We start from the raw sequence: 11,390 nt of genomic DNA on the forward strand, positions 1-11,390 counted from the left end.
TGTAGGGGAAGCCTCAAGGCATGGGGTGGGCCAGGGCGAGCCTTCGGACCTCCTCCCTTAGGGCCTCCGAGGGGCCCTCCAGGAGGGCCCGGTCTATGAGCTCGGCCACGAGGGGCATCTCCTCGGGGGTGAAGCCCCGGGTGGTGATGGCCGGGGTGCCGATGCGGATCCCCGAGGTGACCCTGGGCGGCTTGGGGTCAAAGGGGATGGCGTTCTTGTTCACCGTGATCCCCACGGCGTCCAGCCTCTCCTCCGCCTCCTTCCCGGTGAGGCCCTTGGGCCGCAGGTCCACGAGGAAGAGGTGGTTGTCGGTGCCCCCGGTGACGATGCGGTAGCCCCTCTTGCCGAGCTCCTCCGCCAGCCGCTTGGCGTTTTCCACCACCAGGCGGCTATACTCCTTGAACTCGGGCTGCAGGGCCTCAAAGAAGGCCACGGCCTTTCCGGCGATGACGTGCTCCAAAGGCCCTCCCTGGATCCCGGGGAAGATGAGCTTGTCTATTTTCTTTCCGAGCTCCGGGTCCTGGGAGAGGATGAGCCCGCCCCTTGGGCCCCTCAGGGTCTTGTGGGTGGTGCTGGTGACCACGTGGGCGAAGGGAAGGGGGTTCGGGTGGAGGCCCGCGGCCACGAGCCCGGCGAAGTGGGCCATGTCCACCACCAAATAGGCCCCCACCTCGTCGGCGATCTCCCGGAAGGCCTTGAAGTCCCAGAAGCGGGGGTAGGCGCTGGCCCCGGCCACGATGACCTTGGGGCGGTGCTCCAGGGCGAGGCGGCGGACCTCCTCGAGGTCTATGCGCTCGGTGTCGGGGCGGACCCCGTAGGAGACCACCTTGTAGAGCTTCCCGGAAAAGTTCACCCGGGAGCCGTGGGTGAGGTGGCCGCCCGCGGCGAGGTCCATGCCCATGAGGGTGTCCCCCGGCTCCATCAGGGCCATGTAGACGGCCATGTTGGCCTGGGAGCCCGAGTGGGGCTGGACGTTGGCCCAGGCCGCCCCGAAGAGGGCCTTGGCCCGCTCTATGGCCAGGGACTCCACCCGGTCAATGACCTCGCACCCCCCGTAGTACCGGGCCCCGGGGTAGCCCTCGGCGTACTTGTTGGTGAGGACGCTCCCCACCGCCTCCCGCACCTGCTTGGAGACGAAGTTCTCGCTGGCGATGAGCTCCAGGCCCTCCCGCTGGCGCTTCTCCTCCAGGGCGATGAGTTCAAAAAGGGCCTCGTCCCTCAGGCTCGCGCGGACCATGGTCCGATTATAGGCCCTAGATCTGGGAGGGCTGGTAAGCTTAGGCCATGAAGGGGAATCCCTGGACCTTTCTCAAGTGGACGGCCCTCGTTATCCTCTTGGTCCTCCTCTTGGCCACCCTCCTCGTCAACTTCACCACGAGCCGCAACCTCCCCGAGCTGGTGCGGGTCCAGGTGGAGCGGTACGCCGTGTGCAGCTACTGGTTCTTCGGCTGGCACCTGGCCTCCACCGGGGCCTTCGCCTTCGCCTTCTTGCTCCTGGGCTTCCTGGGAGGGCTTTTGCTGGGCCTCTTCCTGAGGCGAAGGGCCTAAAGCTCCAGGGCGAGCTTCTCCCCTTCCAGGGGCACCCCCGCCGGGTAGCGCCCGTTGAAGCAGGCGAGGCAGATGGGCCCCCCGATGGCCCGCCTCACCCCCTCCTCCGAGAGGAAGGCCAGGGAGTCGGCCCCGATGTAGGCCCGGATCTCCTCCACGCTCTTCTGTGCGGCGATGAGCTCCTTGCGGGCGGCGGTGTCTATGCCGTAGTAGCAGGGGAAGCGGATGGGGGGGCTACTCACCCGGAAGTGGACCTCGAGGGCCCCCGCCTCCTTGAGCATCTGCACGATCCGCTTGCTGGTGGTGCCCCGCACGATGGAGTCGTCTATGAGGACCACCCGCCTGCCCTTCACCGCCCCCGTGGGGGAGAGCTTGAGCCTCGTCTTCAGGTCGCGGAGCTCCTGGGTGGGCTGGATGAAGGTGCGCCCGGCGTAGGGGTTCTTGTAGAGGCCGAACTCCAAGGGAAGCCCGCTCGCCTTGGCGTAGCCCACGGCGGCCCCGATGCCCGAGTCCGGCACGGGGACCACGAGGTCGGCCTCCGCGGGGGCCTCTCGGAAGAGCTCCATCCCCATCCGCACCCGGGCCTCGTAGGCCTCGGTGCCGTCCAGGAGGCTGTCGGGCCGGGCGAAGTAGATCCACTCAAAGGCGCACGGGGCGGGCTCCGGGGGGAGGGCCTGGAGGCTATGGAGCTCGCCCTCCTCCACCCAGACCACCTCCCCGGGGCGCACGTCCCGCACGTACTCCGCCCCCATGAGGAGGAGGGCCGGGGGCTCGGAGGCGAAGGCGTAGCCCCAAGGGGCCTCCCCCAGGACCAAAGGCCGCACCCCGTGGGGGTCGCGGAGGGCGAGGAGGGTCTTCGGGCTCATGAGCAGGATGGAGTACCCCCCTTCCAGCTGCCGCATGGCCTGGGCGGCGGCCTCGGGCAGGGGAAGGTGGCCCAGGCGGGCGAGGAGGAGGAGCATCACCTCGGTGTCCGAGGTGCTCTGGAAGGTGGCCCCCTCCCGGAGAAGCCGGTCGCGGAGGGGCTTGGCGTTGGTGAAGTTGCCGTTGTGGGCGATGGCCAAGACCCCGTGGGCGGTCCTTGCGGTGAGGGGCTGGGCGTTGATGCGCAGGTTGGAGCCCGTGGTGGAGTAGCGGGTGTGGGCGATTCCCAGGCGGGCCTCCGGAAGGCGGAGCTTTCCCAGGCGCTCCTCGGTGAAGACCTGGTTCACGAGGCCCAGGTCCTTTTCCACCCAAAACGCCTTGCCGTCCGTGACCGCCATCCCCGCCGCCTCCTGGCCCCGGTGCTGCAGGGCGAGGAGGCCGAGGTGGAGAAGCCCCGCCACATCCACGGGGCCTTCGCTCCAAAGCCCGAGGACGCCGCACTCCTCCTGGGGCTTATCCATCCAGCACCTCCCGCAAGGGGGCCTTCCAGGCCGTGAGGAGCTCCTCCACGCCCCACTCTAGCACCCCGTCTGGGGTGAGGACCGTGAGGCTTGGCCCGCCCGTCTCCCCCAGGACCCGGTAGGGAAGGCCCCTTTCCTCCAGGAAGAGGGTGGCCTCCTGGAGGCGGGCTTTCTCCACGGTGAAGAGGATGCGGCTTGGGGCCTCGCCGAAGAGGGCCTCGAGGCCCTGGGAGCGCACCTCCACCGTGGCCCCCACCCCGTGGGGGAAGGTCATCTCGGCGAGGGCCACCAGAAGCCCCCCCTCCGCCACGTCGTGGGCGGTCCGGGTGAGGCCCCTCCCGATGAGCTCCCGGATGGCCTCCTGCACCGCCTTCTCCCGCCCGAGGTCAAGCCTCGGGGGGTGGCCGAACTCCCTCCCCGTGAGGAGGTAGAGGACCTCGCTCGCCCCGAGCTCCCCCCTTTCCTCCCCAATGAGGAGGAGGACCTCCCCCGGGCGCCTAAAGCCCATCTCCGCCCGCTTGTCCACCTCCAGAACCCCCACCACCCCCACCATGGCCGTGGGGGGGATGCGCCGCCCCCCGCTTTCGTTGTAGAGGGAGACGTTCCCGGAGACCACGGGGACGCCTAAGGCCTCGCTCGCCTCCTTGAGCCCGGCGAGGGTCTCGGCGAGCTCGTGGTAGCCCTCGGGGGTCTCGGGGCTTCCCAGGTTGAGGCCGTCGGTGTAGGCGAGGGGCCTCGCCCCCACCACGGAGACGTTCCGGCAGGCCTCCGCCAGGGCGTGCATGGCCCCAAGCCGGGGGGAAAGGCGGCTATACCGGGGGTTCTGGTCCACCTTGGCGGCCACGCCGAGGCGGGTCCCCTGGATCCATAAGACGGCGGCGTCCCCCCGGCCAGGGAGGAGGGCGGTGCGGGTCCCCACCTGGTGGTCGTACCGCTCGTAGACCGCCTCGCGGCTCGCCAGGTTGGGGGAGGCGAGGAGCCTCTTTAAGACCTCCTGGGGGTCGGCCTCCAGGGGGGGGATAGGGGTTTCCCGGAGCCTCCTTACCTCGGGGTCCTCCCGCCCCACCCTCAGGTAGGTGGGGGCCTCGGCCAGGGCCTCCGTGGGCACCTCGGCCACCACCTGGCCCCTAAAGAGGACCCGGAAGACCCGCTCCGGGATGGTCCTGGCCACGGGGACGCAGTCTAGGCCCCACCTCCGGAAGACCTCCTCCAAGGCCCCTTCCTTCCCCTCCTTGGGCACGAGGACCATGCGCTCCTGGCTTTCCGAGAGGAGGAGCTCCTCTGGGGTCATCCCCGCCTCCCGGGTGGGGACGAGGTCCAGGTGGAGCTCCACCCCGAGGCCCGACTTGTGGGCGAGCTCGGCGAGGCTAGAGGTGAGCCCCGCCGCCCCCATGTCCTGGACGCCTTCCACCAGGTCAAGCTCTATGGCCTCGAGGGTGGCCTCCATGAGGAGCTTGCCGAGGAAAGGGTCCCCCACCTGGACCGCGGGCCGGTCCTCGGCCTTCTCCTCCTTGAGCTCGCGGCTCGCGAAGGCCGCCCCGCCGATCCCGTCCCGGCCTGTTTTGGCCCCGGCGTAGTAGATGGGGCGGCCCAAAGAGGCCCGGCTTCGCTTCAGGCGCTCCTCCCTTAATAGGCCTATCCCCATGGCGTTCACCAGGGGGTTTTCCCGGTAGCCCTCGTGGAAGTAGAGGTCCCCCCCCACCGTGGGCACCCCGATGGCGTTGCCGTAGAAGCCGATTCCCGAGACCACCCCCTTGAGGAGGTAGCGGCTTTTAGGCTCCTCGGGCGGCCCGAAGCGGAGGGAGTCCAGGAGGGCGATGGGGCGAGCCCCCATGCTCAGGATGTCCCGGAGGATCCCCCCCACCCCCGTGGCCGCCCCCTGGAAGGGCTCCACCGCCGAGGGGTGGTTGTGGCTTTCTATCTTGAAGGCCACGGCCCAGCCCTCGCCCACCCGCACCACGCCGGCGTTCTCCCCGGGGCCCTGGAGGACGGCTTCTCCCTCCCTGGGAAGCTCCTTGAGGAGGGGGCGGGAGTTCTTGTAGGCGCAGTGCTCGCTCCACATCACCTTGAAGAGGAGGAGCTCCACCCGGTTGGGCTCCCGCCCGAGCCTGCGGACGATCTCCCGGTACTCCCCTTCCGGGATCCCGATCTCCTTGGCCAGGGCTTCCATCACGTGAGGAGGGCGAGGAGCTCCCGGTGGTCCTTCACCTTGGCCGTGGGCTTCACCTCCCCGTTCACCTCCCTCAGGCCCACGTACTGGACCGCCCAGGGGTAGCCCGCCCCGAAGGCCCCCTTGATGTCCGTCTGGGGCAGGTCCCCCACGTGGAGGGCCTCCTCCGGGGCGATGCCTAAGGCCTCGAGGGCCACCCGGAAGGCCTCGGGCCTGGGCTTCACGAAGCCCGTCTCGTCGGAGAAGCTATAGGCCTGGAAGACGTCCAGGCCCTGCCGCTTGAGGTGCTCCCGGAGGAGGCGGCCCGGGGTCATGCCGGTGTCGGAGACCAGGGCCAGGGGGTACCGCTTGGCGAGCTCCTTCAAGACCGCTACGCCGGGAAGGGGCTCGAGGTCGGCGAGGAGGGCGCTTTCCTCCAGGCGCCTTGCGGTGAGGGCGATGAGGCCGGGGTCGTGGGGGGCGCCGAGGAGGGCGAAGATGCGGGCCACCCGCTCGTAGGTGGGCATGTGCTCCCCCGCCTTCCAGGCCTCCTCAAAGGCCAAGGCCGCCTGGCGGTAGGCCTCCCGCACCTCGGCCTCCTCCGCGGGGTGCCCCGCCTCGGAGAGGGCGTCCAGGAGGATCTCGTACCGGGCGGGCATGACCCGTTCCAAAAACGCCTCCCCCTCGGTGAAGAGGGTGCCCCAGAAGTCAAAGGTGATGGCTTTGGGTTTCATCGCGCCACCTCCTCCACGAGCCCCAGGAAGAAGGGAAGCCCGTCGGTGTTGCCCAAGACCTCGTCCACGGCCCTTTCGGGGTGGGGCATCATGCCGAGGACGTTCCCCCTTTCGCTCACGATGCCCGCGATGTCGTGGAGGCTCCCGTTGGGGTTGTAGTCGGCCTCGCCCTTTAGGGGCGCGTAGCGGAAGACCACGAGGCCCTCCCCCTCGAGGCGCGCCAAGGTCTCCGGGTCGGCGTAGTAGCGGCCCTCGCCGTGGGCGATGGGAAGCCTGAGGACCTGGCCCTTCCCGTAGAGCCGGGTGAAGGGGAGGTCGTTTCGCTCCACCCGCACCCCCACCTCCTTGCAGGTGAAGTGGAGGTTGAGGTTGGCAAGGAGCGCCCCCGGCAGAAGCCCCGCCTCGGTGAGGATCTGGAAGCCGTTGCAGACCCCCACCACGTACCGCCCCTCCCGGGCGAAGCGGCGCACCGCCTCCATCACCGGGCTCTTGGCGGCGAGGGCCCCCGCCCTCAGGTAGTCCCCGTAGCTGAAGCCTCCGGGGAGGAAGACCCCGTCAAAGCCCTTTAGGTCCCTCTCCGTGTGCCAGACGAACTCCGCCCGGACCCCCGCCTTCTTTAGGGCGAAGCGGGCGTCCTCGTCGCAGTTTGCGCCGGGAAAGCGGACGATGGCCCACCTCATGGGAGTTCCTTCAGGGCCTCCAGGGCGTAGACCTCCATCACCGGGTTGGCGAGGGTTTTGCCGAACTCCAAGGCCTTCCGCTCCGCCTCCAGGAGGGTTTCCGCCGGGAAGACGATCTCCAGCACCTTCCCCACCCGCACGCTCTCCACCGGGTGGCCGAGGTCCTTTAGGACCCCCTCCACCGCCCGGCCCTGGGGGTCTAGGATGCCCTCTTTGAGCTCAATGAGCAGGGTGGCCCGGTAGCGCGGCATATGGCCCAAGTCTACCCCAGGACGCGCCTCAGCACTTCTTGGTAGGCCTCCTCCACGCCGCCCAGGTCCTTGCGGAAGCGGTCCTTGTCCAAGGGCTCCCCCTTCTCGTCCCAAAGGCGCATGGTGTCGGGGCTGATCTCGTCGGCGAGGAGGACCTCCCCGTCCGCCTTCCCGAACTCCAGCTTGAAGTCCACGAGCTCCAGGCCCCGCTCGGCGAAGAAGCCCTTAAGGAGCTCCCCCACCCGGAGGGTGGTGGCCTTCACCGCCTCAAGCTCTGCCTCTTCCGCAAGCCCCAGGGCGAGGACGGCGTTCTCGCAGATCAGGGGGTCTCCCAGGGCGTCGTTTTTCAGGGAGAACTCCAGAAGGGGCGCCCTGAGCGGGGTCCCCTCCTCCAGGCCGTAGCGCCGGGCGAAGCTTCCCGCGGCCCTATAGCGGAGGATCACCTCCAGGGGAAGGATCGCCACCCTTCTCACCCGCATCTCCCGGTCGGAGACCTCCTCCAGGAAGTGGGTCTTGACCCCGTGGGCCTCGAGGTAGCGGAAGAGGGCCGAGGAGACCTTGTTGTTCACCACGCCCTTTCCGGGGATCACCCCCCGCTTCTTTGCGTTGAAGGCGGTGGCCTCGTCCTTGAAGTAGACCCTTAGGGTGTCCGGGCCTTCCCGGTAGAGCACCTTGGCCTTGCCCTCGTAGAGCTTCTCCATGCCTCTCCTCAAAAGGGGCACGGGGCCCTTTGCCCTCATTGTAGCGGCAGGAGGCGAAGCCGCGTCTTTTCGGGGCCGATCACCGCTAGGGCTCCCCGCTGCAAAGCCTCGGAGAAGCGACTCAAGACTTCCAGCACCTGCGGTAGGGCCTCAGGGGGTTCTGTGTAGGGGAGGCGGAGGAGGATCACGCTAGGTCCGTCCTCTCCCGTGAGGGAGAGGAGGTGGCCGAAGTCCAGATCGGCAGTGAGGACCGTATAGCCCCGCTCCCTGGCCCAAGCGAAGAGAACCTCGTCGGGGGCGTTTTCCGGGCCCACGTCGCGCCACCAAACGGCTTCGTACCCCGAGGCCTGGAGGGTTTCCCGCCAGCGCGGCGAGAGGTTCATGTCCACCAGGATCTTCACGGGCTCAAAGCGTGCTCTTCTTCCTCCAGCCTCCAAGCGGCGTAGGCCAAGGCTTCCCGGATGTCCTCGAGGGTAAGCTCCGGGTAGTCCCGGAGGAGGTCCTCGGGACGTTCTCCGTGGGCCAGCCGCCGGAGCAGGGCTGCCACCGTGAGGCGCATCCCCCGGATGGTGGCCTTACCGCCGAAGAGGCGGGGATCGTGGGTGATCCGGCTAAACCGGGGCATGCCCCCATTCTAAAGCCCGAACCGGGCGTAGATGGCGTCCACGTGCCGGAGGAAGGGCTTTGGGTCAAAGAGGGCCCTTAGCTCCTCCCCCTTGAGGGGGTTTTCGGGGTCGGCCTCCAGAAGTTCCAGGAAGCTCTTCCCCTCCTCCCAGCTCCTCAGGGCGTTCCGCTGGACGAGGGCGTAGGCCCTTTCCCGGGAGAGGCCCCGGGCGATGAGGGCGTTCAGGACCCGCTGGGAGTAGATGAGGCCCCGGGTGAGGTCCAGGTTCCGCTTTAGGTTCTCCTCGTGGACCACGAGGCCCTTCAGGATTTCCTTGAGGCGCCTCAAGGCGTAGTGGGCCAGGGTGGTGGCGTCGGGGAGGATGACCCTTTCCACCGAGGAGTGGGAGATGTCCCGCTCGTGCCAGAGGGCGATGTCCTCCAGGGCGGGGGAGAGGTAGCCCCTCAAAAGCCTCGCCACCCCGGTGAGGTTCTCCAGGCCCACGGGGTTTTTCTTGTGGGGCATGGAGGAGCTTCCCGTCTGCCCTTCGTGGAAGGGCTCCTGGGCCTCGAGGACCTCCGTGCGCTGGAGGTGGCGTAGCTCCACCGCCACCCGCTCCAGGTTGCCGCCCAGGAGGGCGAGGGCCGCCATGACCTCGGCGTGCCGGTCCCGGGGGACCACCTGGGTGGAGACGGGCTCGGGAAGAAGGCCCAGGCGCTGGGCCACGTGGGCCTCCACCTCGGGGGGGACGTGGGCGTAGTTCCCCACGGAGCCCGAGAGCATGGCCACCCCGATGGCCTCCCTCGCCCGCTTGAGCCTCTCCTCGTCCCTTTGGAAGGCGGCGAGGAAGGAGAGGAAGCGGAGGCCGAAGCTCGTGGGCTCGGCGTGGACCCCGTGGGTGCGGGCGACGGCGGGGGTGCGCTTGTAGCGGAGGGCGAGGGCTCTAAGGGCCTCCTCCACCCCCTTTAGCTCCTCCAGGACGAGGTCCAGGGCCTGGACCAAAAGGGCGTTTTGCGCCGTGTCCACCACGTCCGAGCTGGTGAGGCCGAGGTGGAGGTAGCGGCCCACCTCCTCGTCTTCCGTCCACTCGGTGAGGGCCCGGGTGAAGGCCACGAGGTCGTGCCGGGTCTCGGCCTCTAGCTCGGCCACCCTCCGGGCGAAGGCCCCGTCCAGGGGCCTTGCCTCAAGCTTGGCGAGAAGCCTCGCCGCAAGGCCCCTAGGCACCTCCCCCAGGGCTTCCCAGGCCTCGAGGGCGTAGGCCTCCACCCAAGCCCACATCCGGTAGCGGCTCTCCTCCGACCAGAGGCGGGCCATCTCCGGCGTCTGGTAGCGGGCGATCATGCCCTTTAGGGTACCAGGGAACGGGCGAGCAAGCTGGAGGGGAGCGTATACCAACGGTTGTGGCCCCTCTAGGGGGTAGCAGACCATGAAGACCCTGGGCGAGATCCGGCGCATCTTGGCCCAACAAGCCGGAGCTTCGGGCGCGCTTCGGCGTGCGGGAGCTGGCCATTTTCGGTTCCCACGCCCGGGGAGAGACCACCCCTTTGAGCGAAGACCTTGGGGTGGGAGATCCGCGGATTTGCAGGATCGCCTGGAAGCTTATGGGGCCTTCCCAGGGGGCCTTGCGGTAAAGGGTATAGACTGGGCCCATGGTCCGGGCCCTGACCTTTGACGTGGGGAACACCCTGATCCTGGCGAGCCCCCGCTTCTGGCTCCTGCCCTTCTTGGAAGAGAGGGGGCTTAGGCCAAGAAAGGACCCCAAAGCGGCGGCCTTGGCCGCCTTCCGCTTCTACGAGGAGCACCACCTCTCGGCCCGGGACCTGGAGACCGCCTTAGGCCTTTGGCGGGAGTTCCACCGGAGGCTTCTTGCGGGGATGGGCCTCGAGGACCACGCCGAGGCCCTTTCCCAAGAGCTCGTGGCCCGCTGGAAGGACCCCGCCCTCTGGCCCCTCGCACCGGGGGCGGAGGAGACCCTAAGGGCCCTGAAGGCCGAGGGCTACCCCCTGGCCGTGGTCTCCAACTGGGACGCCACCCTCCCCGAGATCCTGGAGGTGGTGGGCCTAAAGCGCTACTTTGACCACCTCGCGGTGAGCGCCTTCTCCGGCTACGCCAAGCCGGACCCCCGCCTCTTCCAGGAGGCCCTCCAAGCCCTAGGGGTAGCCCCGGAGGAGGCGGTGCACGTGGGGGACTCCGAGGCGGACCTCCTGGGGGCGGAGGCCGTGGGGATGCGGGCCCTCCTCTTTGACCCCCTGGGGGAAAACCCCAAGGCCCTTTCCCGGCTTCAGGCGGTGCTAGACTACCTCCCATGAGCGTCCGGGAGGCCCTCTGGGGGGAGAAACGGGAGGCCATTGAGGAGGCCCTGAAGGAGGCGGACGGGGACCTCTTCCGCTACATCCGGGACTTCGCCTACGAGGAGGTGCTGGCCAGGCCGGGTCTGGACCTGAAGACCCGGGAGCTTCTCGCCATCACCGCCCTCATCGCCCTGGGTAGCCCCAAGGAGCTCGCCACCCACCTGGAGGGGGCCTTGAGGGTGGGGGCCACGGAAAGGGAGGTGCGGGAGGCCATCCTTCAGGCGGCCCTCTTCCTGGGCTTTCCCCGGGCCCTGGCCGCCATGAAGCTTTTCCAGAAGGTGCTCAAGGGCCGTGGTGCTCCTCACGAGGGGGAAGGATAGGGCGCTTCTCGCCAGGCTCGCCGCCCTCGGGATAGAGGCGGCGGAGGTGGCCCTCTTGGAGCAGGTGGACCTCCCCGCCCTCGCCCGCCTGCCCCAAAGGCTTAAGGAGGGGTGGGACTACGTGGCCGTGACCTCCAAGGAGGGGGCGAAGCGCCTCCTTCGGGCCTGGGAGGAGGCGGGCCGCCCCTTCCTCAGGGTGGCGGCGGTGGGGGAGGGCACGGGGAAGGTCTTGGCGGAAGGGGGGCTTTTCCCCGCCTTCGTGCCGGAAAGGGCCACGGCCCGGGACCTGGCCCAGGGCTTCCCCGAGGCGAGGCGGGTCCTCTTCGTGGCCGGGGATCTGGCGGGGCGGGACCTGGAGGAGGGGCTTAGGGCGAGGGGGGTCCTGGCGGAGCGCGAGGAGGTCTACGCCACCCGGGAAAGGGACCTCGCCCCCGAGGAGGTGGCCCTTTTGGAGCGGGCGGAGGTGGTGGCCTTCTTCAGCCCGAGCGGGGCCAGGGCCTTCGCCCGCTGGACGAAAAGGCGCCCCCAAGCGGCCGCCATCGGCCCAAGCACCGGGGAGGAAGCGAGGCGGCTCGGCTTTCCCGTGGTGGAGGCGGAAAGCCCGGGCCTCGAGGGCCTCTTCCGGGCCATCCTCCGGGTCCTCGGGCGGTAGGGGCTTCCGTCCCTA

At 69.0% G+C, this 11,390-nt stretch carries 14 protein-coding genes; 4 read left to right on the top strand and 10 right to left on the bottom strand.

Translation table 11 applies throughout. From position 1 onward, the window contains the following. Nucleotides 1-13: 13 nt before the first annotated feature. Nucleotides 14-1,237 carry a serine hydroxymethyltransferase gene (gene glyA, locus AC01Y6_RS00300; protein WP_476669743.1) on the bottom strand — a complete coding sequence of 408 codons (1,224 nt, stop codon included), beginning with the start codon at nt 1,235-1,237 and terminating at the stop codon, nt 14-16. A gap of 47 nt (nt 1,238-1,284) precedes the next feature. On the opposite strand from glyA, the gene AC01Y6_RS00305 reads away from it, so the two are divergent. Further along, nucleotides 1,285-1,548 (top strand): hypothetical protein, encoded by a 264-nt coding sequence (locus AC01Y6_RS00305; protein WP_476669744.1) that lies wholly within the window; start codon nt 1,285-1,287, stop codon nt 1,546-1,548. On the opposite strand, the gene purF is transcribed toward AC01Y6_RS00305, so the two are convergent. Genes purF through purB form a run of 9 tightly spaced genes read right to left on the bottom strand, consistent with a single transcriptional unit; the run spans nt 1,545 to nt 9,393 of the window. Next, nucleotides 1,545-2,933: an amidophosphoribosyltransferase gene (gene purF, locus AC01Y6_RS00310; protein WP_428721090.1), complete on the bottom strand. Its 1,389-nt coding sequence runs from the start codon at nt 2,931-2,933 to the stop codon at nt 1,545-1,547. The two genes, AC01Y6_RS00305 and purF, sit on opposite strands and share 4 nt — an antisense overlap. After that, nucleotides 2,926-5,103 carry a phosphoribosylformylglycinamidine synthase subunit PurL gene (gene purL, locus AC01Y6_RS00315; RefSeq protein ID WP_476669745.1) on the bottom strand — a complete coding sequence of 726 codons (2,178 nt, stop codon included), beginning with the start codon at nt 5,101-5,103 and terminating at the stop codon, nt 2,926-2,928. Before purL ends, purF begins: the two co-directional genes overlap by 8 nt. Beyond that, nucleotides 5,103-5,816 (bottom strand): HAD family hydrolase, encoded by a 714-nt coding sequence (locus AC01Y6_RS00320; protein ID WP_476669746.1) that lies wholly within the window; start codon nt 5,814-5,816, stop codon nt 5,103-5,105. Before AC01Y6_RS00320 ends, purL begins: the two co-directional genes overlap by 1 nt. Beyond that, a complete protein-coding gene (gene purQ / locus AC01Y6_RS00325) occupies nt 5,813-6,496 on the bottom strand; it encodes a phosphoribosylformylglycinamidine synthase subunit PurQ (RefSeq protein WP_476669747.1) in 684 nt (227 codons plus the stop codon). Before purQ ends, AC01Y6_RS00320 begins: the two co-directional genes overlap by 4 nt. Beyond that, nucleotides 6,493-6,747, bottom strand: a complete 255-nt coding sequence (gene purS / locus AC01Y6_RS00330; RefSeq protein WP_347241715.1) for a phosphoribosylformylglycinamidine synthase subunit PurS — start codon at nt 6,745-6,747, stop codon at nt 6,493-6,495. The genes purQ and purS overlap by 4 nt, the downstream gene beginning before the upstream one ends. 11 nt (nt 6,748-6,758) lie before the next feature. Continuing rightward, nucleotides 6,759-7,448 carry a phosphoribosylaminoimidazolesuccinocarboxamide synthase gene (gene purC, locus AC01Y6_RS00335; protein WP_476669749.1) on the bottom strand — a complete coding sequence of 230 codons (690 nt, stop codon included), beginning with the start codon at nt 7,446-7,448 and terminating at the stop codon, nt 6,759-6,761. Nucleotides 7,449-7,483: 35 nt separating this feature from the next. Further along, nucleotides 7,484-7,849: a DUF5615 family PIN-like protein gene (locus tag AC01Y6_RS00340; RefSeq protein WP_347241717.1), complete on the bottom strand. Its 366-nt coding sequence runs from the start codon at nt 7,847-7,849 to the stop codon at nt 7,484-7,486. Continuing rightward, nucleotides 7,846-8,073, bottom strand: coding sequence for a DUF433 domain-containing protein (locus AC01Y6_RS00345; RefSeq protein ID WP_008633096.1), 228 nt, complete (start codon nt 8,071-8,073; stop codon nt 7,846-7,848). Before AC01Y6_RS00345 ends, AC01Y6_RS00340 begins: the two co-directional genes overlap by 4 nt. Nucleotides 8,074-8,082: 9 nt before the next feature. After that, entirely contained in the window at nt 8,083-9,393 is a 1,311-nt protein-coding gene (purB, locus tag AC01Y6_RS00350) for an adenylosuccinate lyase (protein WP_476669751.1), read from the bottom strand. Between the two features lie 308 nt (nt 9,394-9,701). On the opposite strand from purB, the gene AC01Y6_RS00355 reads away from it, so the two are divergent. From AC01Y6_RS00355 to AC01Y6_RS00365, 3 genes are read left to right on the top strand one after another with little or no spacing between them, the layout of a single operon-like run. After that, complete coding sequence (locus AC01Y6_RS00355) at nt 9,702-10,361, top strand: HAD family hydrolase (RefSeq protein ID WP_428719534.1); 660 nt, start codon at nt 9,702-9,704, stop codon at nt 10,359-10,361. After that, the gene (locus AC01Y6_RS00360; protein ID WP_476669753.1) at nt 10,358-10,723 is read left to right on the top strand and encodes a carboxymuconolactone decarboxylase family protein; all 366 of its coding nucleotides are present in this window, start codon (nt 10,358-10,360) and stop codon (nt 10,721-10,723) included. Before AC01Y6_RS00355 ends, AC01Y6_RS00360 begins: the two co-directional genes overlap by 4 nt. Further along, entirely contained in the window at nt 10,695-11,375 is a 681-nt protein-coding gene (locus AC01Y6_RS00365) for a uroporphyrinogen-III synthase (RefSeq protein WP_476669754.1), read from the top strand. Before AC01Y6_RS00360 ends, AC01Y6_RS00365 begins: the two co-directional genes overlap by 29 nt. The last annotated feature ends 15 nt before the right edge of the window (nt 11,376-11,390 follow it).

The organism is Thermus sp. (assembly GCF_056332225.1).